Consider the following 22,969-nt stretch of genomic DNA (forward strand, 5'->3'; position numbering starts at 1 on the left):
AAAGACTGCAGGGAGACTGACGTGGAGGACAAACGCCGAATCCTGGTTATCGGCACCGGCGACACCAAGGCCGACGAGCTTCTGTTCATGCGCGAGCGCATCGAGGCCGTCGGCGGCGTCGCCGTGATGATGGACGTCAGCGTGCTCGGCGACCCGCCTTACAGACCGGAGCACGACCGCCATGCGGTGGCGCGCGCCGCCGAGACGACGATCGAGGCGATCATCGCCAGCGGCGACGAGAACTCGGCGATGACGCTGATGGCGCTTGGCGCTTCCCGTCTCGCGCGCTTTTTGTACGATCAGGACGAAATCGACGGCTTCATCGCGCTTGGCGGTTCGATGGGCACCGACCTCGCGCTCGACGTCGCGCTGGCGCTGCCGCTCGGCGTGCCGAAATTCGTCGTCTCGACCATCGCCTATTCGCACCTTCTGCCGCCGGACCGGATCGCCACCGACCTGATGATGATCCTGTGGGCGGGTGGCCTTTATGGCCTGAACAGCGCCTGCAAGGCGGTGCTGTCGCAGGCGAGCGGCGCGGTGGTGGGCGCCGCGCGCGCTGCCATCAAGCCGGACGAATCCCGGCCACGCATCGGCATGAGCTCGCTCGGCAAAAGCTGCCTGCGCTATATGGTGACGCTGAAGCCGGAGCTGGAAAAGCGCGGCTATGAAGTCATCGTCTTCCACACCACCGGCATGGGCGGCCGCGCGCTGGAAGCGATCGCTGCGCAAAAGGGTTTTGTCGCGGTGATGGACTTCAGCCTGCAGGAACTCGCCAACCATTTCACCGGCTCGGTGGTGAGTTCCGGCGCCGACCGGCTGGAGAATGCCGGCCGCCAGGGCATCCCGCAGATCGTCGCGCCTGGCGCCATCGACATGGTGGATTTTCCGACCTGGCAGCCGGTGCCGCCGCGTTTTGCCGATCGGCCTTACCATGCCCACAACCGCCTGCTTGCGTCGGTGACGTCGGGCGGTGAAACACGCCGGGAGATCGCGCGCGCCATTGGCGAGAAGCTTGCCGGCGCGACCGGTCCGACCGCCTTCATCCTGCCCGCCGGCGGCATCCAGCAATGGGACCAGCAGGGCGAGCCGTTGCACGATCCGGACGCGCTTTCGGCGTTTGTCGAGGAGATGCGCTTGAGCGTGCCGGAGAATGCCGAGCTGCACGAGATATCCGGCCACATCAATGACGCCGCCTTCAGCGCCAAGGCGCTGGAAATCTTCGATCGCTGGGTGGCCGAAGGCATTGTCCCGCTGGGCGCGCCGACAGGCGGGCGCGCGGCATGAGCAGTGTAAAGGCTCAGGCGTTGGTGCTCGATTTCGGCGGCGTCGTTACGCGCACTCTGTTCGAGACGCATGCGCTTACCGAGCAAGCGCTTGGACTGAAGCCAGGCACACTGGGCTGGCGCGGACCGTTCGACCCGGCCTCCGATCCGCTGTGGCGCGCCATGCAGGCCGACGAAATCAGCGAGCGCGACTACTGGAAGACACGGACAAGCGAGGTCGGCCGGTTGGTCGGCGAGGACTGGCACGACATGTCGACCTTCGTGCAGCGGGCGCGCGGCGCCGATCCGCAAGCCGTGATCCGGCCCGAGGCTGAGCAGGCGATCCGCACCGCGCACGCAGCCGGCGTGCGACTCGCCATCCTCTCCAACGAACTCGACCTGTTCTACGGCGCATCGTTTCGCGAGCGACTGCCAATGCTCTCGCTGTTCGAGACGGTCGTCGATGCGACCTATACGCAAATCCTCAAACCCGACGCCCGCGCCTATGCGATGGTCGGCGACGCGCTGCAATTGCCGCTTGCGGCCTGCGTCTTCGTCGACGACCAGAAGCGCAATATCGACGGCGCTGATGCTGCCGGCATGCTCACCGTACATTTCGACGTCGCCCGACCGGCGCCAAGCTATGCCGAGGCGCTTGGCCTTTTCGGCCTCGCCCTCTCCTGATTGAAAACCCCGGAGTCCTCCCCGATGCGTGACATCAACTTCCTCACCGAAAACAACGCCAAGTCTATCTGGCATCCGATGGCGCATCCGGCCGAGATGCGGGCGACGCCACCAAAGATCATCGTCAAAGGCGAAGGCGCTTCGGTCACCGATGTCGAAGGACGCACCGTGCTCGACGCCGTCGGCGGCCTGTGGAACGTCAACCTTGGCTACAGCTGCGATCCGATCAAGAAGGCGATCGCCGCGCAGCTCGATGCGCTGCCCTATTATTCCGGCTTTCGCGGCACCTCGACCGGACCGTCGATCGAGCTCGCCTATGAGCTCACCGAATGGTTCGCGCCGGAAGGCATGGTGCGCGCCTTCTTCACCTCCGGCGGATCGGATTCGGTCGAGACGGCGCTCAGGCTCGCCCGGCAATATTGGAAGATCCGCGGCCAGGCCGACCGCACGAAATTCCTGGCGCTGAAGAAGGGCTATCACGGCACGCATTTCGGCGGCGCTTCCGTCAATGGCAACGCCAATTTCCGCCGCAACTACGAGCCGCTCTTGCCCGGAGTCTTCCACACGCCGGCGCCGATGACCTATCGCAACCCGTTCGACGAAACCGATCCGGCGAAGCTGGCAAAACTGTGTGCCCGCGCGATCGAGGAAGAGATCGCCTTCCAGGGCGCCGACACCATCGCCGCCTTCATCATGGAGCCGGTGCTCGGCGCCGGCGGCGTCATCGTTCCGCATGAGAGCTTCATGCCGATGGTGCGCGCCATCTGCGACCGCCATGACATATTGCTCATCGCTGACGAAGTGGTCACCGGCTTTGGCCGCACCGGCGCCTGGTCCGGCTCGCGGCTCACCGGTGTGAAGCCGGATTTCATGACCATGGCCAAGGCGATCACCTCCGGCTATTTCCCGCTTGGCGCAACGTTGATCGGCGCCAAGGTGGCCGACGTCTTCGAGGCCGACAAGACCAGCTTCGGCTCGATCGGTCACGGCTATACCTATTCCGGCCACCCGGTCGGCTGCGCGGCCGGCATTGCCGCGCTCGCCGAGACCAGGCGGCTTGCACTCAACGAGAACGCAGCGGCGCGCGGCGTCGAACTCGGCAAGGCACTGGAAGCTCTGAAGGTGAAGCACCAGCTCGTCGGCGACGTCCGCTACCAGGGCCTGATGGCTGCGATCGAGGTCGTCTCGGACCGCGGCGCCAAGAAGCCTGCCGACAAGAAGACCATGGCCGCCATTGCTGACGGCGCCTACGCCGCCGGCGTCATGCTGCGCGTCTCCGGCAACAACCTCATCCTGTCACCGCCGTTGATCATCACCGCTGCCGATGTGGCAAAGATTGCGGAGGGGTTGGATGCGGGGCTCGCGGCCGCAGCCCTAGGGAATAGGGAATAGGGATTAGGCAGTAGGGAATAGGCTGAGGAAGAAAGCGCCTACTGCCTACTGCCTACTGCCTACTGCCTACTGCCTACTGCCTACTGCCTAACCCCTCCCCTCCGCCACGCCGCCGGCGCCACACCAGCCGCATCTCGAAAGAACCGCGAGAAGTAAGCCGGATCGTTGAAGCCGGTCTCATAGGCGATGTCCTCGATGGTGCGGATGGTGAACAGCAGCAGGCGCTTGGCCTCGACCAGCCGTCTGTCGTTGACCGCTTGCCGCACGCCGCAGCCGAGCACCTGATGCGCTGCCTTGTCGAGCAGATGACGCGTCGTGGCGAGTTCTTCGACATAGCGTTCGACCGGCCAATCGTCGCGGAAATGGCGGTCGATCAGCCGCCGCAGCCGTCCGCCCAATGCTACAGCCGCCGGCACCGTCACAGGATGCGATTGGGCGTCGAGCCGGGCGATGTGCGACAGCGCCACCGCAACCAGCGGCGGCAGAATTTTCTCCATGCCGGCTTGCGCCTCGCTATATTCGGCCTGGATCATTCCAATCGTCTCGCTGAGCCTCTGCCAAAGTGCCGCCTCGCCGCGACCGGTGATGATGACCGGCTGGTCGAGCGCCAGCGCGGAATGTTCGGCGATGGCCGCCAGCGCAGCATCGGCGACCGAAACGACAATGGCGTCGGTGCCGAGCTCGATTTCGAAGCCATGCACCACCCCACTCGGCATGAAGCTCACGGTCGGCGCTGAAAAACTCCAGCTTTTGTCCTCGATCCGGTAGGTGCCGCTGCCACTCGTCCAGAAGGTGATCTGCGCCATTTGCGGGTGCTTGTGCGCAAGAACCCGGCCGCGATGCACGGAAGCACGGGCCTGCACAGTCTCGACATGCAGGAAACCGACGTCGAGCGAGCGTGCCGGCTCGCCATAGACGAAGAATTCCGGGATGACGGTCTGACTCATGGCTGGCCGGAAAAAGTCCAAGCGGTTTTGTGCTTTCGTCCATAACCCATAGAGGCGCCGGAGGCTACTGTCCTCACCATCAAAGGGAGGATCATGATGCGATCGGAAGATTTCCGGGCCGACAAATCGCGGCCGTTCACGGGCACCGAATATCTGGCGAGCCTGCGCGACGGGCGCGAGGTCTATATCAATGGCGAACGTGTGGCCGACGTCACCAGCCATCCGGCGATGCGCAATTCGGCGCGCTCGCTGGCGCGCCTCTACGATGCGCTGCATGATCCCGCCCAGCAAGCCGTACTGACTTCGCCCACCGACACCGGCTCGGGCGGCTACACACACAAGTATTTCCGCGTCGCGCATTCTTCCGCCGACCTTGCTGCGCAGCAGACAGCGATCGCGGAGTGGTCGCGTATGTCCTATGGCTGGATGGGCCGTACGCCGGACTACAAGGCGGCGCTGATGAACACGCTCGGCGCCAATGCCGACTGGTACGGGCCGTTCAAGGACAATGCCCTCGCCTGGCATAAGCGCGCCCAGGAAGCGGTCCTGTTCATGAACCACGCCATCGTCAATCCGCCGATCGACCGGCACAAGCCGGCCGAGCAGGTGAAGGACGTGTTCGTGCACATCACCAAGGAAAACGATGCCGGCATCTGGGTGTCGGGGGCCAAGGTGGTGGCGACATCGTCCGCGCTCACCCATTACAATTTCCTCGCGCAGAGTTCGGCGACGGTAACGGAAGATCCGTCGCTGTCGGTGATGTTCATCGTGCCGATGAATGCGCCGGGGATAAAAATGTTCTGCCGTGTCTCCTACGAGCAGACGGCCAACACCGTCGGCCATCCCTTCGACTACCCGCTGTCGTCGCGCTTCGACGAGAACGACGCGATCCTGGTGCTCGATAATGTCTTCATCCCCTGGGAAGACGTGCTGGTGCTACGCGACGCGCCAAAAATCCTCTCCTTCCATCCGGCGTCCGGCTTCATGCACGGCTATTGTTTTCAGGGCTGCACGCGTTTTGCCGTAAAACTCGACTTCCTCGCCGGCCTGCTCGCCAAGGCGCTGCGCGCCACCGGCGGCGATGCCTTCCGCGGCAACCAGGCGGCCCTCGGTGAGGTGATTGCTCTGCGCCACATGTTCTGGAGCTTTTCCAACGCCATGGCGCACAATCCGATCCCGTGGGCGAACGGCGCGGTGCTGCCGAACCTGGAGGCCGCGCTCGCCTATCGCACCTTCATGTCGGAAGCCTATCCGCGAGTCATCGACACGGTGCGCCGGGTGATCGCCTCGGGACTGATCTATCTCCCGTCATCGGTGAAGGATTTCGGCAATCCCGAGATTGACCGTTACCTCGCGCAATATGTGCGCGGCTCCAACGATATGGGCCATGTCGTGCGCATCAAGATCATGAAACTCTTGTGGGACGCGACCGGCACCGAATTCGGCGGCCGCCACGCGCTCTACGAACTCAACTATGCCGGCGCGCCCGAAGAGGTGCGGCTGCAGGTGCTGAAGGGTGCCGAGCGCGGCGGCCGGCTGAAGCAGATGGAGGAGTTAGTCGACCAATGCATGGCCGACTATGACGAGACGGGCTGGACCGGCGACACCTGGCTGCCGCCGCTGACCGGCCCGGCCGGCTGAGCGAGGCCGACCATGGAAGTGGCCATGACACCGCAAGTCGCGAGGCTGGAATTCCGCGAGGCGATGGCGCGGGTCTGCGCGCCGGTCAACATCGTCACCACCGACGGCCCGGCCGGGCGCGGCGGCTTCACCGCGACCGCCATGTGCAGCGTCTCCGACGATCCGCCGACGCTGCTCGTCTGTATGAACGAGCGCTCGGCGCAAACCGGCCTTTTCCTCGCCAACCGGCGCTTCTGCGTCAACGTGCTGACCCAGTCGCACATGCATCTGGCGGCAAAATTCGCCGGCGCGATCCGCGACATGGCCGAGCGCTATCAAGCCGCGCGCTGGCAGACCATGCCGTCCGGCATGCCGGCGCTGCTCGACGCCATCGTTTCCTTCGATTGCGAGATCGGCGCGGTCAACAAGGTCGGCACGCACAATGTGATGTTCGGCCGCGTCGTCGACATCCGCCACGGCAGCGACGAGGCAGCTCTGCTCTATGTCGGCCGCAACTATATGCAGCCAAGCGCGCTCGGAAGTTTTGGCGGGTGAGGAGCGCTCTTGCCTTCTCCCCTTGTGGGAGAAGCTGGATCGGCGCGCAGCGCCGAGACGGATGAGGGGTGTTGGAAGGAATGAGGCCGCGGCGATTTCGAACGTATTGCCAAGCTGGAGCACCCCTCATCCGACCGAGCTTCGCTCGGCCACCTTCTCCCACAGGGGGAGAAGGACAGGCGCTCACTCTTCTGCCGACTCCGACTGGATCAAACTCTCCAGCATATCCAGCAACCGCTCGTGCTCTTCGGCGCCGTAGCGCTTCTCGATTGCATCATAGATAGCGACGCGCTCGGGCGCCAACTCCTCGATCAGCGCAACACCGCTCGAACTGATGGCGAGCAAGGCCCGGCGGCCGTCATCCTTGACCTTGTTGCGGGTGATGAAGCCGCGCTCTTCCAGCGTCTTGATGATGCGGGTCAGGCTGGGCGGCAGGATCGACGCGCGGTTGGCAAGCTCGGTTGCCTCAAGCGGCCCGGTTTCTGCGAGCACACGCAGCACACGCCATTGCTGCTCGGTAATATCGTGGCGGGCCAGCATCGGCCGGAAATGCGCCATGATCACTTCGCGGGCGCGAAGCAATGCCATCGGCAAGGAGCGGCGTGTGCTGGGCGGTAGCAAGATCAGGTCTCCGAAAAATCCATCCAGTCCGAGTCGCGGTTGATATCAGCGCCTGGATCGCAGCTATATCCGTCATTTTACCGGGAGCGGCAATCCCGGCCCTTCGGGGCATAGAACGACGCTTGACATTCCAGCGTCAAGATGTAATTCACATGTTAATTACAAGACCGTGGCGCCGGTGGAGGAAAGCCTTGCCGCATATGGCGATCGAATATTCCGCGAACCTCGATGCGAAAGTCGACATGCCGGCGCTGTGCGAACTGGTTTCTCGCACCATGCTCGACACCGGCGTATTCGAACCGGGCGCGATCAGGGTTCGCGCCTTTCGCGCCGAGGCCTATGCGATTGCCGATCGTCTGCCCGAGAACGGCTTCATCGACATGAACCTGCGCATCGGCAAGGGCCGCAGCGCCGAGGACAAGAAACGCGCCGGCGAGGCGATCTTTGCGGCGGTCTCGGGCCATCTGGCATCGCTGTTTGCCACCCCGCATTTCGCGCTGTCGCTGGAGATCCGCGAGATCGACGCCGAACTCAGTTGGAAGAAAAACGCCATCCATCCGCGCCTGCGCGGCAAGTGATCAGGCGATAGAGAAACAGGAAAGACCCGATGGCGGCACTGGACGACAATCTGAGGAAGGCCGAGGCCTATCTCGAGCGCTTCCGCAAGGACGGCGTGCTCAACCAGATCGGCGGCGAGGCGGTACCTTCCGTCGACGGCTCGACATACGAGACGATCTCGCCGATCGACCTGAAACCCATCGCCACGGTGGCGCGCGGCAAGGCGGCCGACGTCGACCGCGCCGCCAAGGCGGCCAAAGCGGCGTTCAAGGACTGGGCGGCGATCTCGGGCGACGCGCGCAAGAAGCTCCTGCATAAGATCGCTGATGCCATTGTTGCACGCGCTGAAGAGATCGCTTTCGTTGAATGCATGGACACCGGCCAGTCGCTGAAATTCATGGCCAAGGCGGCGTTGCGGGGTGCGGAAAATTTCCGCTTCTACGCCGACCGCGCGCCGGAGGCCCGTGACGGCCAAACCATCCGTGCGCCGGGCCAGGTCAACATGACGACGCGCGTGCCGATCGGCCCGGTCGGCGTGATCACCCCGTGGAACACGCCGTTCATGCTGTCCACCTGGAAGATCGCGCCGGCGCTCGCCGCCGGCTGCACGGTGGTGCACAAGCCCGCCGAGCTTTCGCCGCTGACGGCGCGGCTGCTGGTCGAGATCGCCGAGGGAGCCGGCCTGCCCCAGGGTGTGTGGAACCTCGTCAACGGCTTTGGCGAGGATGCCGGCCGCGCGCTGACCGAACACCCCGACATCAAGGCGATCGGCTTCGTCGGCGAAAGCCGCACCGGCTCGATGATCATGAAACAGGGCGCCGACACGCTGAAGCGCGTGCATTTCGAACTCGGTGGCAAGAACCCGGTGATCGTTTTCGCCGACGCCGATCTGGAGCGCGCGGCGGATGCCGCCGTCTTCATGATCTACTCGCTGAACGGCGAGCGCTGCACCTCGTCGTCGCGCCTGCTGGTCGAGGCTTCGGTACACGACAAGCTCACCAGCCTGGTTGCGGAGAAGGCAAAGCGCATCAAGGTCGGTCATCCGCTCGATCCCGAGACGGTGGTCGGCCCGCTGATCCATCCGGTGCATGAGGAGAAGGTGCTGTCCTACATCGAGATCGGCAAATCGGAAGGCGCGGTCGTTGCTGCCGGTGGCGGCAAGTTCGCCGGCCCGGGCGGCGGCTGCTATGTCAGCCCGACCCTGTTCACCGGCGCCACCAACACGATGCGCATCGCCCAGGAGGAAATCTTCGGGCCGGTGCTGACCGCCATCCCCTTCAAGGACGAAGCCGAAGCACTGGCGCTCGCCAACGACACGCAATACGGCCTGACAGGTTATCTCTGGACCGCTGACGTGACCCGCGCCTTTCGCTTCACCGATGCGCTCGACGCCGGCATGATCTGGGTCAATTCGGAGAATGTGCGGCATCTGCCGACGCCGTTCGGCGGCGTGAAAAGTTCGGGCATCGGCCGCGACGGCGGCGACTGGTCGTTCGACTTTTACATGGAAACCAAGAACATCGCGTTCGCCACGGCGCCGCATTCGATTCAAAAGCTCGGCGGTTGACCGGAGAGACATGATGCCCCTGCCCCAACCCAACCTCTATCCCGCCTTCAACATCGTGCGGCTCAGCCATATCGAGCTTGCTGTCACCGATCTGACGAAATCCCGCGCCTTCTATGTCGACACGCTCGGCCTGCAGGTGACCGACGAGACCAGTGACGCCATCTATCTGCGCGCCATGGAAGAGCGCGGTCACCACTGCATCGTTCTGCGCAAGGGGCCAACGGCGGAAGCGCGCGACCTCGGCTTCAAGGTCTTTTCCGACGAGGACCTCGACAAGGCCGAGCATTTCTTCAAGGGCAAAGGCCTGCCGGTCGAATGGGTCGAACGCCCCTACCAGTCGCGCACTTTCCGCACCCGCGACCCGCACGGCATTCCGCTCGAATTCTATTCGAAGATGGAGCGGCTGCCGCCGATCCATCAGAAATACGCACTCTACAAGGGCGTGAAGCCTTTGCGCATCGATCACTTCAACTGCTTCTCGCCGAATGTCGACGAGGCGGTTGCCTTCTACAACGAGCTCGGCTTTCGCGTGACGGAATATACGCAGGACGAGGAGAGCCACAGACTGTGGGCGGCCTGGATGCACCGCAAGGGCGGCGTGCACGACATCGCCTTCACCAACGGTGTTGGCCCGCGCCTGCACCACGTCGCCTTCTGGGTGCCGACGCCGCTCAACATCATCGACCTGCTCGACCTGATGTCGACCACCGGCTGGCTGCCGAACATCGAGCGCGGGCCGGGTCGGCATGGCATTTCCAATGCCTTCTTCCTCTACATCCGCGACCCCGACAACCATCGCATCGAGATCTATTGCTCGGACTATCAGACGGTCGACCCAGACCTCGAGCCAATCAAATGGGATCTGAAGGACCCGCAGCGTCAAACGCTGTGGGGCGCGCCGGCGCCAAAAAGCTGGTTCGAGGAAGGGAGCGTGTTTGCCGGTGCAAAGCCGCGCACGTCGGATCTGGCGGCCTCGCCGATCATTGCGCCTTAATGGCCACGGAGTTTTGAGTATGAGCCATGGACGCCTCGCCACCTTCACCGTCGGCGGCAAGACGCGCTACGGCGCAATCACCGACAAGGGTGCTGTCGATCTTTTAGCGCGGCACAGCCAATGGCCAACGCTGCGCGAGGTGATCGAGGCTGGCGCCTTGCGGCGAATAGCCGAGGAAGCGGATGCCTATTCCCCCGACTTCGCGCTCGACGCCATCGCCTACGAGATCCCGGTCCCCTCGCCGGAAAAGATCATCTGCGTCGGCGTCAATTTTCCGGACCGCAATGAAGAGTACAAGGACGGACAGGCTGCCCCCTCCAACCCGTCGCTGTTCATCCGCTTTCCGCGCTCCTTCGTCGGCCACGGCGCGCCGCTGGTGCGGCCGCCGGAATCGCCGCAGCTCGACTATGAGGGCGAGATCGTCATCGTCATCGGCAAGGGCGGCCGCCGCATTGCGGAGGCCGATGCGCTCGGTCACATCGCGGCGCTGTCGCTGTGCAACGAAGGCACCATCCGCGACTGGGTGCGTCACGCCAAGTTCAACGTCACCCAGGGCAAGAATTTCGACCGCACCGGCTCGATCGGGCCATGGCTGGTGCCGTTTGCCGACGAGGCGCAGATCGCCGACATTGCGCTGACCACGCGCGTCAACGGCGAGCTGCGCCAGCAGGACCGCACCGGCCGCATGATCTTTTCGTTCCGCAAGATCATCAACTACGTCTCGACTTTCACCACGCTGGTGCCCGGCGACGTCATCGTCACCGGCACACCGACCGGTGCCGGCGCGCGTTTCGACCCGCCGATCTGGCTGAAGCCGGGCGACGTCATCGAGGTCGAGGCCGACGGCATCGGCCTGCTCCGCAATGGCGTCATCGACGAAGGAGCCGCCCGATGATAACGGAAGCGCAAGTCGAGGATGCTGCAAGCAGGCTGTTCGAGGCCGAGCATGACCGCCGCCAGATCAGGCTGCTCAGCCTCGATTTCCCTGAAGCGACGATGGACGATGCCTATCGCGTTCAGGCAGCACTGGTGAAGCGGAAGGCCGCATCGGGGCTCACGATCAAGGGCTGGAAGATCGGACTGACCTCGAAGGCCATGCAGCAGGCGTTGAGCATCGACATTCCCGACTCCGGCATTCTGTTCGACGACATGTTTTTCGAAGACGGCGCAACGGTGCCGGCCGGCCGCTTCATCCAGCCGCGCATCGAGGCCGAAATCGCTTTCGTGATGAAGGCGCCGCTGGCCGGCCCCGACATATCGATCGACGATGTGCTCGACGCTACCGACTACGTCGCGCCTGCGCTGGAAATCCTCGACACCCGCATCGAGCGGATGAACAGGGAAACCGGCAAGATCCGAACCTTCTTCGACACGATCTCCGACAATGCCGCCAATGCCGGCATCGTGGTGGGAGGCCGTAAGGCCAATCCGCGTGAAGCCGATTTGCGCTGGATCGGCGCCATCGTATCGCGCAATGGCGAGGTCGAGGAAACAGGCCTTGGCGCTGGCGTGCTCGACCATCCGGCCAAGGGCATCGTCTGGCTCGCCAACCGGTTGCATCAATACGGCATGCGCATCGAGGCCGGACAGGTCGTGCTGTCAGGTTCCTTCATACGACCGGTCGAATGCCGGCATGGCGACACCATCGTCTCCGATTTCGGTCCCTACGGAACGATCCGCATCGCCTTCGCCTGACAAGCAGCAGCCGAATTCGATGCGCTAGGTGCGGCAAAATGATGCCCACTCGATTGTTCGGGCGGCATCTCAGGACCGACGCATCTGACCCTGCTGCGCATCCACATCGGTAATCAGCATGTGACCTGGCGACACCGTGACACACAACGCCAGTTCGGCGCGTGCAAGGGCATCTTGGGCCGTGAGGCTGCTGGCCCAGAATACAGGGACTTCACCTTCCCTGATTTCGGCCGCATCGCCCCAGTCGGGCGCCATCAAATCCTTGATACCGATCGCCGCCGGATCGCCAACATGGATGGGAGAGCCGTGAGCATGCGGGTAGCGTGCGGTGAGCGCGCGCACCTTGTCGACATCGCATCGTTTTATCGGCCGCATCGAGGCAAGCATCTCACCCCCGAACGGCCCAACCTGGCACGTCTCGATTCTGGTTCGGAAAGTGGGTGGTGTTTTTCGATAGTCGGTGCTGCGCAGCCTCACCCCCTTTTCAGCAAGCGCTGAGTCTACGCTCAAGGCACTGCCGAGCGCGAAGGCGGCAAAGTCGTCGCGCCACAAATCGATGATGTCCGTTTTCCAGCCAATGACCTCGCCGAAACAATAGATGTTGTACTGCGGGGCGTCGGTTCGGATATCGATGTCGCCAAGGGTCGGCAACGACGGGCTGCCGATGCGGTTGATGCCGACCAGCGGACAAGGTTTCGGATTGCGAACGCAAAACTGATGAAATTCGCCGGCAAAGCGGCGCGGCAAAATAACAACATTGGCCTGGAGTTTGCCGCGCGCAAGTCCGGTTGTGCGCCCCTCATAGGCGCCTGTTCTGACAAGTTTGCGCAGCCGGCTTGACTCGACGAGCCGCAAATCCTCAGACATCAGTGACGTGGAAGGGTAAGCCATGGCTTCCAGAGGTATGCACGGTTCAGAGTCAGGTCGTGATTGTCTAAGATCATCGACCCCTCGTCTGCCTGTCAAATTCTTATAATCTTTCCTTGCCGATAAATTCTATTTATTGGCCGGCCAATGCCTACTCTACAGACAGATCCTGCCACTATGCTTCAGCGACAGCCTCGACAGGCTATCGCCTCTATTTGCCGGCCGGCCTCATGCAGGAAACCGAGGTCGCGATTCATATAGAAAATGAGGAATGCGGCGTAGAGGACGAAGACCAGGCTGAAAACCAGCGTCTTGACGACCAGCGAGAGCGCGAAAACGTTGAGATGGGGGGAAGCGCGGGCAAGAAATGCCAGCACGATGTCGGACAAAAGCATGCTGATGACGAGGGGAAACACCAGGGTGAGCGCCATCATCAGGATGCGGTTGAGCAGGCCCAGGAACAGCAAGGCGGCCTCCTTGCTGAACACGGGCAGGAGCGCGTCGACCGGCCAGAGGCCATAGCTGTCATAGATGCCGGTCAAGGAGAGCTGGAGCCCGCCGGCCGCCAGATACATGCTGAGCATCGTAACCGCGAGCAAGGTGCCGGTGGAACTGGTTTCGTGGGTCATCATGGGATCGATCAGGGTCCCCATCGTCGAGCCGCGCTGCAGGTCGAGAATGTCGCCCGCCGCCTCGGCGGCCCAGAACGGGATCCCCATCGCCAGGCCGAGCGTCACGCCGACGACCGCCTCCTTGAGAATATAGAGGACGACCAACGTCATCGAGATGTCGGCGCTCGCCAGCTTGCTTGCGATCATCGGAAAGACCGGGACCGCCAGCGCCAGCGCAACGCCGTTGCGCAGAAGCCCCGACAGCGGCACGCGCGAAAAAAGCGGCATCAGCAGCATGAAGCCGATCAGGCGGGCCAGCGCAAAGCTGCCGGCGAGAAGGTAGAGCTGAAACTCCCGGAGGGACGCGAAGAGGAGCTCGGCCGCCATGTCGTGCGGCTCAGCGCGTAAGGGCCGGAAATTCATCCAGCGCCGCCGATGCCTGCTGGGCAATCTGCTGGCCAAGCAGCGGGCCGGTTACCATGATGACCAGCAGGATGACGACGAGCTTGATGGTCTGCGGCAGCGACTGGTCCTGGATCTGCGTCAGCGCCTGCGCAAGGCCGACAAGGAGACCGACGGCAAGTGCTGCGACGATTGCCGGGCTGGACGCCAGCAACACTGTCATAAGCGCGCCCTGGACCTTCGCCAGGATGAGGTCGTCGTTCATGCAGCTCTCCTGCGCGTCAAACGTAACTCAGGATGAGGCCATGCATCAGCCTCGACCAGCCGTCGATGGCGACGAACAAAAACAGCTTGAGCGGTATCGAAATGAGGACCGGCGAAACCATGATCATGCCAAGCGTCATCAGGACATTGGCAACGACGATGTCGATGATGAGAAAGGGCAGATAAAGCAGAAAGCCGATCTCGAAGGCACGCGTCAGCTCGGAGGCGACAAAGGCCGGAACAAGGATCGAGAGATCGTCGTCCCTGAGGTTCTGGCGCGCTTCCGGCGGCCAAAGCCGGCTGGTGCCGTCGAGGAAGAACTGCCGCTCCTGCGGCTTGGTGAACTTCATGAGATGCCGCCGCAACGGCTCGCGAACCAGTTGCGCCGCCCTGGCGATGTCGTCGGTGGTCTGGAGCTGGACCTGCCCCTCTTCAAGCCGGTTCATCATCTCGCTCAGCACCGGCGTCGTGACATAGACGGTCAGCACAAGCGCGATGCCGTAAAGCACGAGATTGGGCGGCATCTGCTGGACGCCAAGGGCGTTGCGGATGAGAAACAGCACAACCGATATCTTCAGAAAGCCCGTCATCGTGACGACTGCCAGGGGCAACAGGCCGACAAGGCCGATGGCCAGCAGGATCGCGAGCAGGTTGGGCGAATTCTCAACCATTGTCGAACATCCGCAGGATCCGTACGCCCAGATGATCCCCCACCCGCACCACCTCGCCGCGGCCGACACGTTTGCCGTTGGCCATGATGTCGACCGTCTCTTCTACGGCATCGGGAAACGCAACGATGGCACCAGGCGCAAGCTGCCTGACGTCTCCAAGCGGCATGACCGTGCGACCGACCTCGAAAGCGAGCGCAACGGGCAGCTCGTCCAAGCTCGATTCTTCCAATGTCTGGCCGCTTGGCGGTGTCTTCTGATCCATGGTCCACTCCCAGTTCGATCCGGCGATTGCCGCCGGCGCGGCAAGCAATTGCGACCCGGCGGCTGTCAGGCGCACCGGCGCGAAAAATCGCTCCGCGACAATGATTGCCGCCGTTCGGTCCTTCTCGGCATCGCCCAGGAGGATGACATCGTCGGGCTGCAGGCTGCGAAGCATGCCAAGGGTGATTGTGAGGGCGTCACGCCGAAGACAGACCAGCAGCGGGAAATCGGCCGGAACCGGAAGCGATGCGCCGGCCTCGTCAAGGAGGCGGGCCATGCGAACCGCGAGCACGGCATCGTCGGCAAAGAACGTGCATTCCGTCGTTTGACCGTCACCGCTCAAGGCAAGGGCGAAAGGCGTCGTTGGCGGCGGTGCGGCACCGCGTTCGACCGAGATGAATTCTATCTTTTCGCCGAGCGCGCCCTCGAGCCTTTCAATGTCGTGCGCCAGGATAGCTTCCAGCAGCAAGGCGGCGTGCGGAGGCGCAAGCTTGCTCAGGTCCACCGAAGGCTTCGCCTTGGCCAACAACCGTTCGACGGCGCGAAGCGGCAGTTGCAATGTTGCCCCCTTTGCACCGACCGTCACGCCGATCGCGCACAGGGATTGCTCCGCCGCGTCCGTTGCCGGCCACCGGGCGGCAATTTCGGCTTTGTCGCCCGCAACCGTGATCCGCGCCTTGCCGCGCCGGCGGTAGAAGGCGTTCAACGCCGCCATCTCGGTTGTCGTCACAGATGCCGGCATCAGCCGTTCGGCACCGTCTGTCCGGCGGGGCTGGCGCTGCTCCCGATCCTGTCGCGTCATCGTTTCGGCTGACGCCAAAGCCTGCAGCATGTTGCGTTGATCTCCACCGTCAGGGCCGCGTCATCGGGCCGGGGCGCTGCCGTTCCGCAAGAATGGCGAAGCGCGTCTCGTGCCTTTTGTTTTCAAGCAATTGCGAAAGACCTAGCGCGACGAACCACGTTCATCCTCCTCGGCGAGTTCCAGCAATGCGAGACGGCGACGCGCGCCCCGCCTGTCCAGGGCCTCCGTCAACCGGTCCAGTTTCGACACCGCCAGCTGGCGCGCATGATGGCGGCGGCGGGCTGCCGACAGTTCCGATGCCAGGCGGTCCCTGTCCGCATCCGCGGCCTTTTGCCGATCGCGCAGTTCCTCGGTCCTGCCGGCGGCGGCCTCGAAGCGGCCCCGAAGCCCATGCAGGCTCGCGACCTTGACCGGACGGCCAACGAGGGAACCGAACGCCGCATCCTCGGCATCGGCCGTTTGACGCACATGCCGGCTGACCGCCGTGGAGGCATCCCGAGCGATCACAGCCGCCCTGCGCTCAGCGCCATGTCCCTTGATGACGTCCTGCAGCGCGCGGTCTTGCCTGCGGCGCCTGAGCTCGCGTAGTCGAACGATCATGTCATGGTCGGTCATTGACGATGTCCCGCATGCGTTGACGTGTGGTCTCGAAATTTTCCTGGGTGGCAGAGGGCTGGCGCAGGAAGGCGTTGATCGCTTCCATCTTGGCCACGGCCTCGTCCGCGATCGCATCGCTGCCCTTTTCATACTCACCGACACGCAGCAAAAGTTCGATGTCGGCGTAGCGGGCAAGCAGCGCCCGCAGATGGCCCGCATCGGCGCGATGCGCCGGTTGCGTGACCGTTTCCATGAGGCGGCTGCGGCTGCGCAGCACATCGATGGCGGGAAAATGGTTGCGCTGCGCCAGTTCGTTCGACAGGAACACATGGCCGTCGAGAAGGGCCTGGACCTCCTCCGCGACGGGGTCGAGCGTGCCGTCGCCTTCCAGAAGGACGTTGTAGAGGCCGGTGATCGAACCGATGCGGCCGGGGCCGGAGCGCTCGAGCAGGCGCGGCAGAACCGCAAACAGCGACGATGGAAAGCCGCGGCGCGTCGGCGGCTCGCCCGAGGCCAATCCGATCTCGCGCTGCGCGCGGGCAAAGCGCGTGATGTTGTCCATTGCAAGCAGGACGTGCTTGCCCTGATCGCGAAAATATTCGGCAATGCTGGTCGCCACATAGGCCGCCTTGACGCGCTCGATTGCAGGCCTGTCGGACGTCGCCACCACAATGATCGCCCGCGCGCGCCCGTGCGGCCCGAGCTTGCGGTCGAGGAATTCGCGCACCTCGCGACCGCGCTCGCCGACAAGGGCAACCACGGACACGTCTGCATCGGTGCCGCTGACGATGTCGGACAGGAGGTTCGACTTGCCGACGCCGGGCTCGCCGAAAATGCCGACGCGCTGGCCACGCGCGCAGGTCAGCAACCCGTCAAGCGCGCGGATGCCGAGCTGGATCGGCTCGGAGATCAGGCTGCGCTCCAGCGGCGATGGCGGATAGGCGTTGACGGGGTAGGTGCCGGTAATGCCTTCGGGCGAAAGCGGAGTGCCGTCCAACGGCTCGCCGAGCGCGCTGATGACGCGCCCGAGGAGGCCGGGACCGACGGGCACACGCTGGTCCTTTCCGGTCGCAAGCACTTCCGTCAGGTTCGACAGGCCGGCCACATCGCCGAGCGGAACCAGGATCGCCATGTCGTCGAAGAAGCCGACGATTTCGGCCCTGGCGACGGCTCCGGTCCTGGGGTCGGACAGTTCGCAGACCTCGCCGATGCGGGCTTCCTCGACGGTCGCATGGATGACCCAGCCGGTGACCCTGCGCACCCGCCCCTTGCGAGGCCGGCTGGCATCGTCGCGCAGCACCGACCGCAGGTTCGGAATGATCGACGCCAGACGGCTGTCGCTCTCGGACACGGGCGCCGTCATGATGTCTGTGCCCTCGCGGCGATCGCGCTTTCTATGGCCCGCAATTGCGCGTCGATGCTCGCGTCGACGACGGCAAAGTCGGTCGACAAGGTGCAGGCGCCGGCGTCAAGGTTTTCATTCGTGTCGATCTCGACCGTCATGCCCAGCTGGCTGTCACGCAACACCGCATCCAGTGCATCGCGCACCTTGTCCAGGGCGCCGGGGTGGATCTGGACCTTCAGATGTTTGCCTCTGCGCAGTTCGGCAACGGCTTGTTTGGCGGCTTGCGCCACAAGCGTGCCGACATCGAATTCGCCAAGCACGCGCTCGACCACGCCAAGCGCCAGGCTGACGACCTCGTTTTGAATGCCGCCGAGGTAGCGATCCACCTTGACTGCTGCCTCGCTTATCAGGCGGGCGGCTTCCTCTTCGCCTCGCGCCTTGCCGTCGTCATAGCCCTGCGCATATTCGGCCGCATAGGCGCGCCGCGAGGCCTCCCGCAATTGCTGCGCTTCACGCCGCGCATTCTCGACAAGGGCATAGCCCTCTCCCAGTTCGCGCGCCTCGGCCGCTCGCAGGATGCGGGCGTGGGGGCGTAGCGATATCACGCCGGATGCCTTGTGCGGTTCGCTCATGGCCCCATCGCTCGTCGCACAATGGCAGGCCCGGTCTTGATGAAGGCTTCGTCTGCCTTCTGGTCGATCAGCGGATGCGGCATGAGCTTCAAACGCACGCGCATGCCCGTGTCGCCGGACAGCGACTGACACCAGGCGCCGAGGCAACGCAGGCCGTCCGCATAAACCAGGCCATGGACATCTTCCAGCGGCCCGGTCGGCCGCAGCGGCCCGGTCAGATCGCGATTGGCGAGGGCAAAGGCGTAGGCATCGGCTCCAAGCGCTGCCTGCAGGGCGGCAGCTTGCCGGCCGGCAATGACCGAGGCCAGACTGCCGGCCCAATAGATCGCACCGGACCGAAGCGCGATGTCCTCCAGCGCCTCGCCGGAGGCAAGGGCGATGGCCCGATCGATGTCATCGGCAGGCGGCGCGGTTTCCAGGGTCAGACCGTAGCGCTCCATCAAAATTCCGGACAGCCGGCCATGCAGGCGTTCAGCACCAAGCATGTGCAGGCATGCGGCTTCGTCGATCGAACCGTTGAAGCACGGCACCAGCCGCGCCGCATCCGCATAGGAGGCGGGATTGAACACGAATGCCTGCCAGCCAACACTCGGCGCCGGATCTTGCTGCATCACGTCCTCTTCAACGGGATTGCCGCGGGATCCAGCGCGTAGACCCCGGACGGGCGTCGGCGCCACTGCAGGTATAAAAGCCGCGAGCCCAACGCCAGGATGACCGCCGCCATCCCGCAAAACAGCCACATGGCCGCGTTGAGGCTGTCCGGATGCAGCCAGATGCCGAGGAACGATGTGAGCCTCGGCTCGGTGACCGCCTCGGGCGCCGGCGCCGCCACCGGGATGAGCGTGACCGAGACATTGTCATAGGTCAGCCCGGCCACGCCCTTGGCCACCAGCATCTTGACCTGCGGGACGAGCTCGTTCATCGCAACCGATGCACGATGCCGGATGAAGACCGACGCCGATGACGGGACCAGCTGTTGCCGCAGCGGGTCGTTTTCGGGCAGAACGAGGTGAACGCGCGCGGACAGCACGCCATCTATGTCGGAGATCGTCTGCGACAGTTCCTGGCTCAGGCCGTAGATCATCGTCGCCCGCTCCTCCACCGGCGACGAGACCAGCCCGCCTCGCTTGAACACATCGCCCAGCGTCTGAAATTCCTGTTTGGGCAAACCGTTCTCATCGAGAATGGCCATGGCTTCGGCGAAGCGGCCCTTCTCCACCGAAACCGCCATCTTGCCGTCCTTGGCCGTTTCGCTTTGCGCCGCGATGCCATGGCGCATCAGCGTCGCCACGATCTCGTTTGCCTGCCTCTGGTTGAGTCCGGAATAGAGCTCCACGGAGCATGCCTGAAGCAGAAGAACTGGGAGCAAGACGAGCGCGAAGCGCCCGCGCGCAACGCAATGGTTCAACAGTCTTGTCAACAGCGGTAAGGACAGGTTGGGCACGAACACTCCTTGACGCCTACTGTTGCTTGACGAGCGCATTGGTCGACGAGGTGGCGGCGGTGACGCTGCTCGTCACCAGTTCGAGATTGGCGGCCGCCCACATGACCGAGATGTATTTGTCGAGGAGTTCCTCGCTCGTCCCCGGATCGGTCGGATTGTCCGCTGCCCCGGTCGTCTGCTCGGGCGATTGCCCGGCCGTTGCTTTCGCCGACGAGGCCGGGTCTCCGAAGGCCTTCTGCATGCCCTGAAGCGGTCCTTTCAATGCGTTGACGGCCGCGCCGAACATCTCGGATGGCCCTTTGAACGCCATGCCGCCTGCCTTTTCCGCCTCGGCCAGATATTCAAACAGCTGTCGCTCAACGATCGGTTCGATTCTCTCAGGATTGGAGGATTGCCCGGCCATGGCCGGGCTGGCGCCGGCCGATGCCTGCGCCACCTGCTGGCCCGGCTGCGCGGTGATATCGCCACGCTCAACCGCGCCGGCTTTGGCCGCTTCATGCTTTTCCTGCATGGCGCCGACCATGCGGTTGCCCTCCGGCGTCGCGGCGGCAATCGCTTGCTGCTGCGTGCCGGCGCTTGCGGCCAGGCTCGAAAGCGTGGCCTCCAGCGCTCCGATGGGTGCGATAGCCATGGGCTTGACCTCCGTCCTCAGTCGAGCTTGTAGGAAGGCACATCCACCACCTCGGCCTGCTTGGCGCCGCGAAAAACGCGGATTGATGTGACTTTCGCGGACTGCTGCTTGGGTTGCGGCGCGGCCTGCCCGAGCGTCTGCTTTACCAGCGCGATGTAGGAAGGCGGACCCGATACCGAGACGGCTTCATCCTGCCTGGAGATCGTGACGGGAAACCTTGGGTCGAGCACGCCCAACCGCGAGAGTCGGTCCTGCGCTCCGGCCACCGCGTTGGCACTGAGGGGCAGTATCTCGGTGCGAATTTCGGCCTCGGTCGAGACGTTCATGACGATGCCGTCGAAATGCCAGACCAGGCCATAGCGGCTGCAGATCGCTTCGAAAAATTGGCGGGCTGAACTCTGCGGCATGCCGGCGCCCAGCCGCCCCTTTACCTCGGCGCTGACTCGTATGGGCATACCCATATTGCGCCCCAGTTCGACGAGCGCGTCCGACACGGACTGGTCGATGGCAATGTACTTGTAGGGCCCTGACGGCCAGTGCGGTTCGGCAGCGGCGGACCGGTCGGCAAGACCGAGCATCAGCAACAATGCCAGAATGCCTGTCCCGGCGGCCGCAGCCGCCGCCTTCAGGTCTAACCGGTCAATGTAGCGTCCAGTCGTCATCTGATCCTGCACGAGGCTTGCAATCGGCCATCATCCGCCACGTCGCTCGAAAGCGGCGCCTGATCATTCTATCGCGCGGACATCGACATTGGAAGTCCAATTGGAATGCGAGTATTAAATTCGTGCCAAATGTTGCGCAGGATCGGCAAAACGCTATGGTGTGGACCGAATCGGATGCAACCACCGACATCGCCGGCACGGACAGGCAAGAAGTACAGCTACAGGATCGGTCTTTGTGACAGGAAACGACGGTCCGCTTGCAAGACAGCCGGCCGGGGTTGCCGCGCGAAGCCGCGGCCGGGCGGCGTCGGGCGGCGCATGGCTGATTGCCGGCACGATTGTGTCGGCACACGCTCAATCGAATGGCGGCTACGATCCCAGAAGCTGGACCTACGACCAGGATAGAAGCCTGCTAGTATCGCCTGCCGCTCCTGACGAAGCGCCGGATGAAGGCCCGGCGCCGGCGCGCTCTGCGATGTCAAGGCAGGTCGTGGACTTCAACGAGCCTCAACCGAAGGGATCGATCGTGATCGACACCACGCAACGGCGTCTCTACTACGTGCTGGGGAACGGTAAGGCGCTGCGCTATGCGGTGGGCGTCGGCAGGCAAGGGCTGGAGTGGCCCGGCCGCGATACGATCTCCAGCAAGAGAGACTGGCCGGACTGGCGGCCGCCCGCCGAAATGCTGTCCAGGGAAGCTTCAAGGGGCCGGGTCCTGCCGGCACGCGTTCCAGGAGGACCAAACAATCCATTGGGCGCGCGCGCCCTCTATATCGGCAACACTTTATACCGCGTTCACGGCACCAATCAGCCATGGACCGTCGGCCAGGCGAATCCGGATGCATCCGCATGACGAACGAAGATGTGATCGACCTCTATGACCGGGTAAAGATCGGCGCCCAGATCATTGTCCGGCATTGAACCTTGATCCCCTTTAACATCAAACAGCTCGAGACCTTTCTGCTGGTTGCGACCTTCGGCAGTTTTCGCAAGGCGGCCGACCGGCTGAACACGACTCAACCGGCGGTATCGGCGCGAATAGCGAGCCTCGAGGAGGCGCTCGGCGCCAGGCTGTTCGAGCGCCAGAGCAGCACGGTCAAACTGACTGCCGAGGGCCAGCGTCTGCTGCCGCCCGCGCAACGCGTTTTGCGCGACGCCGAACGCTTGCAACTCGCCGCCAGCTCGCTTTCCGAAACGGCGGGAGTGCTGAGGTTAGGCATGGCCGAATCAATCGTGCACACATGGCTCTCGGACTTCCTGGGCGAGCTCAAAGAACACTACCCGCTTGTGGAGACCGATATCGTCGTCGACGCCACGACAACGCTGCGCAGCGAGCTGATGTCTCATCGAATCGATCTGGCGGTGCTGATGGGACCCGTGCTGGAGTACGGCATCGAGAATGTCGATCTGCCGTCCTTTCCGCTGGTATGGGTCTGCGCGCCAAACCTGAAGTTACCGAAGTCCGGTCAACTGACCCTGAACGAGCTGATGCAGTTTCCAATCATCAGCTATGCCCGCAGCACGAGGCTCTACAGCGAAATCCACCGCAAGCTCAGCGGTGAAGTGGAACAGACGCCGCGCATCTTTCCCGCCAACTCGCTCGCGGCGTCGATCAAGATGACGCTCAACGGCATCGGCATTGCCTCATTGCCCGAACAAGTGGTGCGGGAACACACCGCGGACGGCACATTGCGCATCGTCGACTGCGAATGGCATCCGTCCGATCTGCAATTTACCGCTTCTTATCCTTCGGAGCCCTCAAACTCCGTAGCCGAGAGGGCGGCCAATCTCGCCGCCTGCGTCGCCCGAAGGTACGCGGCACGAGCCGTGGAACCATAGCTGCCCGCCGCTTTGGCGATGCGGCGGGCGCTCTGTCCGCGGGCTG

At 63.7% G+C, this 22,969-nt stretch carries 25 protein-coding genes and 1 pseudogene; 12 read left to right on the forward strand and 14 right to left on the reverse strand.

Going from position 1 to position 22,969, the window contains the following annotated elements:
• Window positions 1-21 precede the first annotated feature (21 nt).
• Genes AC1DYC_RS13795 through AC1DYC_RS13805 form a run of 3 tightly spaced genes read left to right on the forward strand, consistent with a single transcriptional unit; the run spans window position 22 to window position 3,338 of the window.
• On the forward strand, window positions 22-1,284 hold the full coding sequence (locus tag AC1DYC_RS13795) for a Tm-1-like ATP-binding domain-containing protein (RefSeq protein ID WP_477407056.1): 1,263 nt from the start codon (window positions 22-24) through the stop codon (window positions 1,282-1,284).
• Entirely contained in the window at window positions 1,281-1,946 is a 666-nt protein-coding gene (locus AC1DYC_RS13800) for an HAD-IA family hydrolase (protein WP_477407058.1), read from the forward strand. Before AC1DYC_RS13795 ends, AC1DYC_RS13800 begins: the two co-directional genes overlap by 4 nt.
• Window positions 1,947-1,970: 24 nt before the next feature.
• Complete coding sequence (locus tag AC1DYC_RS13805) at window positions 1,971-3,338, forward strand: aminotransferase class III-fold pyridoxal phosphate-dependent enzyme (RefSeq protein ID WP_477407060.1); 1,368 nt, start codon at window positions 1,971-1,973, stop codon at window positions 3,336-3,338.
• Window positions 3,339-3,418: 80 nt separating this feature from the next.
• On the opposite strand, the gene AC1DYC_RS13810 is transcribed toward AC1DYC_RS13805, so the two are convergent.
• Window positions 3,419-4,285: a helix-turn-helix domain-containing protein gene (locus AC1DYC_RS13810; protein ID WP_477407062.1), complete on the reverse strand. Its 867-nt coding sequence runs from the start codon at window positions 4,283-4,285 to the stop codon at window positions 3,419-3,421.
• A 96-nt stretch (window positions 4,286-4,381) separates the two neighbouring features.
• On the opposite strand from AC1DYC_RS13810, the gene AC1DYC_RS13815 reads away from it, so the two are divergent.
• Both AC1DYC_RS13815 and AC1DYC_RS13820 read left to right on the forward strand, forming a co-directional pair.
• On the forward strand, window positions 4,382-5,926 hold the full coding sequence (locus AC1DYC_RS13815; RefSeq protein ID WP_477408296.1) for a 4-hydroxyphenylacetate 3-hydroxylase N-terminal domain-containing protein: 1,545 nt from the start codon (window positions 4,382-4,384) through the stop codon (window positions 5,924-5,926).
• Window positions 5,927-5,950: 24 nt separating this feature from the next.
• Window positions 5,951-6,460, forward strand: a complete 510-nt coding sequence (locus AC1DYC_RS13820) for a flavin reductase (RefSeq protein ID WP_477407064.1) — start codon at window positions 5,951-5,953, stop codon at window positions 6,458-6,460.
• 183 nt (window positions 6,461-6,643) lie between these two features.
• Here AC1DYC_RS13820 and hpaR read toward each other — a convergent pair whose 3' ends face one another.
• Entirely contained in the window at window positions 6,644-7,048 is a 405-nt protein-coding gene (hpaR, locus tag AC1DYC_RS13825) for a homoprotocatechuate degradation operon regulator HpaR (protein WP_477408298.1), read from the reverse strand.
• Between the two features lie 224 nt (window positions 7,049-7,272).
• Here hpaR and AC1DYC_RS13830 point away from each other — a divergent pair, with 224 nt between their 5' ends.
• From AC1DYC_RS13830 to hpaH, 5 genes are read left to right on the forward strand one after another with little or no spacing between them, the layout of a single operon-like run.
• A complete protein-coding gene (locus AC1DYC_RS13830; RefSeq protein WP_477303397.1) occupies window positions 7,273-7,659 on the forward strand; it encodes a 5-carboxymethyl-2-hydroxymuconate isomerase in 387 nt (128 codons plus the stop codon).
• Window positions 7,660-7,688: 29 nt separating this feature from the next.
• Window positions 7,689-9,206, forward strand: coding sequence for a 5-carboxymethyl-2-hydroxymuconate semialdehyde dehydrogenase (gene hpaE / locus AC1DYC_RS13835; protein ID WP_477407066.1), 1,518 nt, complete (start codon window positions 7,689-7,691; stop codon window positions 9,204-9,206).
• A gap of 13 nt (window positions 9,207-9,219) precedes the next feature.
• A complete protein-coding gene (gene hpaD / locus AC1DYC_RS13840) occupies window positions 9,220-10,200 on the forward strand; it encodes a 3,4-dihydroxyphenylacetate 2,3-dioxygenase (protein ID WP_477303401.1) in 981 nt (326 codons plus the stop codon).
• A 19-nt stretch (window positions 10,201-10,219) separates the two neighbouring features.
• Complete coding sequence (locus AC1DYC_RS13845; protein WP_477407068.1) at window positions 10,220-11,095, forward strand: fumarylacetoacetate hydrolase family protein; 876 nt, start codon at window positions 10,220-10,222, stop codon at window positions 11,093-11,095.
• Window positions 11,092-11,895 (forward strand): 2-oxo-hept-4-ene-1,7-dioate hydratase, encoded by an 804-nt coding sequence (gene hpaH, locus AC1DYC_RS13850; RefSeq protein WP_477407070.1) that lies wholly within the window; start codon window positions 11,092-11,094, stop codon window positions 11,893-11,895. Before AC1DYC_RS13845 ends, hpaH begins: the two co-directional genes overlap by 4 nt.
• Before the next feature lie 69 nt (window positions 11,896-11,964).
• Here the strand turns inward: hpaH and AC1DYC_RS13855 are convergent, their stop codons facing one another.
• The 12 genes from AC1DYC_RS13855 to AC1DYC_RS13910 all read right to left on the reverse strand — a co-directional run bounded on the left by AC1DYC_RS13855 (window position 11,965) and on the right by AC1DYC_RS13910 (window position 21,084).
• Window positions 11,965-12,786, reverse strand: a complete 822-nt coding sequence (locus tag AC1DYC_RS13855) for a D-glutamate cyclase family protein (RefSeq protein ID WP_477407072.1) — start codon at window positions 12,784-12,786, stop codon at window positions 11,965-11,967.
• A 158-nt stretch (window positions 12,787-12,944) separates the two neighbouring features.
• Complete coding sequence (gene sctT, locus AC1DYC_RS13860) at window positions 12,945-13,760, reverse strand: type III secretion system export apparatus subunit SctT (protein WP_477407074.1); 816 nt, start codon at window positions 13,758-13,760, stop codon at window positions 12,945-12,947.
• 10 nt (window positions 13,761-13,770) lie between these two features.
• The gene (locus AC1DYC_RS13865; protein WP_477407076.1) at window positions 13,771-14,040 is read right to left on the reverse strand and encodes an EscS/YscS/HrcS family type III secretion system export apparatus protein; all 270 of its coding nucleotides are present in this window, start codon (window positions 14,038-14,040) and stop codon (window positions 13,771-13,773) included.
• A 16-nt stretch (window positions 14,041-14,056) separates the two neighbouring features.
• Window positions 14,057-14,710 (reverse strand): type III secretion system export apparatus subunit SctR, encoded by a 654-nt coding sequence (gene sctR / locus AC1DYC_RS13870; RefSeq protein ID WP_477288481.1) that lies wholly within the window; start codon window positions 14,708-14,710, stop codon window positions 14,057-14,059.
• Window positions 14,703-15,803, reverse strand: coding sequence for a type III secretion system cytoplasmic ring protein SctQ (gene sctQ / locus AC1DYC_RS13875; RefSeq protein WP_477407078.1), 1,101 nt, complete (start codon window positions 15,801-15,803; stop codon window positions 14,703-14,705). Before sctQ ends, sctR begins: the two co-directional genes overlap by 8 nt.
• Before the next feature lie 111 nt (window positions 15,804-15,914).
• The gene (locus AC1DYC_RS13880) at window positions 15,915-16,388 is read right to left on the reverse strand and encodes a hypothetical protein (protein WP_477303415.1); all 474 of its coding nucleotides are present in this window, start codon (window positions 16,386-16,388) and stop codon (window positions 15,915-15,917) included.
• A complete protein-coding gene (locus AC1DYC_RS13885) occupies window positions 16,375-17,733 on the reverse strand; it encodes a FliI/YscN family ATPase (RefSeq protein ID WP_477407080.1) in 1,359 nt (452 codons plus the stop codon). The genes AC1DYC_RS13880 and AC1DYC_RS13885 overlap by 14 nt, the downstream gene beginning before the upstream one ends.
• On the reverse strand, window positions 17,730-18,347 hold the full coding sequence (sctL, locus tag AC1DYC_RS13890) for a type III secretion system stator protein SctL (protein WP_477407082.1): 618 nt from the start codon (window positions 18,345-18,347) through the stop codon (window positions 17,730-17,732). Before sctL ends, AC1DYC_RS13885 begins: the two co-directional genes overlap by 4 nt.
• Window positions 18,344-18,958, reverse strand: a complete 615-nt coding sequence (locus tag AC1DYC_RS13895) for a SctK family type III secretion system sorting platform protein (RefSeq protein WP_477407084.1) — start codon at window positions 18,956-18,958, stop codon at window positions 18,344-18,346. The genes sctL and AC1DYC_RS13895 overlap by 4 nt, the downstream gene beginning before the upstream one ends.
• Window positions 18,958-19,797 (reverse strand): type III secretion system inner membrane ring lipoprotein SctJ, encoded by an 840-nt coding sequence (gene sctJ, locus AC1DYC_RS13900; RefSeq protein ID WP_477408300.1) that lies wholly within the window; start codon window positions 19,795-19,797, stop codon window positions 18,958-18,960. The genes AC1DYC_RS13895 and sctJ overlap by 1 nt, the downstream gene beginning before the upstream one ends.
• A 10-nt stretch (window positions 19,798-19,807) precedes the next feature.
• Entirely contained in the window at window positions 19,808-20,422 is a 615-nt protein-coding gene (locus AC1DYC_RS13905; RefSeq protein WP_477407086.1) for a hypothetical protein, read from the reverse strand.
• Between the two features lie 17 nt (window positions 20,423-20,439).
• Window positions 20,440-21,084 carry a type III secretion protein gene (locus AC1DYC_RS13910; RefSeq protein ID WP_477407088.1) on the reverse strand — a complete coding sequence of 215 codons (645 nt, stop codon included), beginning with the start codon at window positions 21,082-21,084 and terminating at the stop codon, window positions 20,440-20,442.
• Between the two features lie 475 nt (window positions 21,085-21,559).
• On the opposite strand from AC1DYC_RS13910, the pseudogene AC1DYC_RS13915 reads away from it, so the two are divergent.
• Window positions 21,560-22,005 (forward strand): annotated as a pseudogene (locus AC1DYC_RS13915) (L,D-transpeptidase).
• A 3-nt stretch (window positions 22,006-22,008) separates the two neighbouring features.
• Window positions 22,009-22,923, forward strand: coding sequence for a LysR family transcriptional regulator (locus tag AC1DYC_RS13920; protein WP_477407090.1), 915 nt, complete (start codon window positions 22,009-22,011; stop codon window positions 22,921-22,923).
• Window positions 22,924-22,969: the final 46 nt, after the last annotated feature.

The organism is Mesorhizobium sp. P2_E7 (assembly GCF_056403855.1).

Excerpts from the sequence above, each read along its gene's own strand:
- AC1DYC_RS13880 (WP_477303415.1), bottom strand. The coding sequence starts at position 16,388 with ATGACCGACCATGACATGATCGTTCGACTACGCGAGCTCAGGCGCCGC.
- AC1DYC_RS13815 (WP_477408296.1), top strand. The coding sequence starts at position 4,382 with ATGCGATCGGAAGATTTCCGGGCCGACAAATCGCGGCCGTTCACGGGC.
- AC1DYC_RS13855 (WP_477407072.1), bottom strand. The coding sequence starts at position 12,786 with ATGGCTTACCCTTCCACGTCACTGATGTCTGAGGATTTGCGGCTCGTC.
- AC1DYC_RS13805 (WP_477407060.1), top strand. The coding sequence starts at position 1,971 with ATGCGTGACATCAACTTCCTCACCGAAAACAACGCCAAGTCTATCTGG.
- AC1DYC_RS13810 (WP_477407062.1), bottom strand. The coding sequence starts at position 4,285 with ATGAGTCAGACCGTCATCCCGGAATTCTTCGTCTATGGCGAGCCGGCA.
- AC1DYC_RS13845 (WP_477407068.1), top strand. The coding sequence starts at position 10,220 with ATGAGCCATGGACGCCTCGCCACCTTCACCGTCGGCGGCAAGACGCGC.
- sctR (WP_477288481.1), bottom strand. The coding sequence starts at position 14,710 with ATGGTTGAGAATTCGCCCAACCTGCTCGCGATCCTGCTGGCCATCGGC.
- AC1DYC_RS13905 (WP_477407086.1), bottom strand. The coding sequence starts at position 20,422 with ATGGCTATCGCACCCATCGGAGCGCTGGAGGCCACGCTTTCGAGCCTG.
- AC1DYC_RS13885 (WP_477407080.1), bottom strand. The coding sequence starts at position 17,733 with ATGACGGCGCCCGTGTCCGAGAGCGACAGCCGTCTGGCGTCGATCATT.
- AC1DYC_RS13820 (WP_477407064.1), top strand. The coding sequence starts at position 5,951 with ATGACACCGCAAGTCGCGAGGCTGGAATTCCGCGAGGCGATGGCGCGG.
- hpaE (WP_477407066.1), top strand. The coding sequence starts at position 7,689 with ATGGCGGCACTGGACGACAATCTGAGGAAGGCCGAGGCCTATCTCGAG.
- AC1DYC_RS13910 (WP_477407088.1), bottom strand. The coding sequence starts at position 21,084 with ATGACGACTGGACGCTACATTGACCGGTTAGACCTGAAGGCGGCGGCT.
- AC1DYC_RS13800 (WP_477407058.1), top strand. The coding sequence starts at position 1,281 with ATGAGCAGTGTAAAGGCTCAGGCGTTGGTGCTCGATTTCGGCGGCGTC.
- hpaH (WP_477407070.1), top strand. The coding sequence starts at position 11,092 with ATGATAACGGAAGCGCAAGTCGAGGATGCTGCAAGCAGGCTGTTCGAG.
- sctT (WP_477407074.1), bottom strand. The coding sequence starts at position 13,760 with ATGGCGGCCGAGCTCCTCTTCGCGTCCCTCCGGGAGTTTCAGCTCTAC.
- AC1DYC_RS13865 (WP_477407076.1), bottom strand. The coding sequence starts at position 14,040 with ATGAACGACGACCTCATCCTGGCGAAGGTCCAGGGCGCGCTTATGACA.
- hpaD (WP_477303401.1), top strand. The coding sequence starts at position 9,220 with ATGCCCCTGCCCCAACCCAACCTCTATCCCGCCTTCAACATCGTGCGG.
- AC1DYC_RS13895 (WP_477407084.1), bottom strand. The coding sequence starts at position 18,958 with ATGCAGCAAGATCCGGCGCCGAGTGTTGGCTGGCAGGCATTCGTGTTC.
- sctQ (WP_477407078.1), bottom strand. The coding sequence starts at position 15,803 with ATGCTGCAGGCTTTGGCGTCAGCCGAAACGATGACGCGACAGGATCGG.
- sctL (WP_477407082.1), bottom strand. The coding sequence starts at position 18,347 with ATGAGCGAACCGCACAAGGCATCCGGCGTGATATCGCTACGCCCCCAC.
- hpaR (WP_477408298.1), bottom strand. The coding sequence starts at position 7,048 with ATGGCATTGCTTCGCGCCCGCGAAGTGATCATGGCGCATTTCCGGCCG.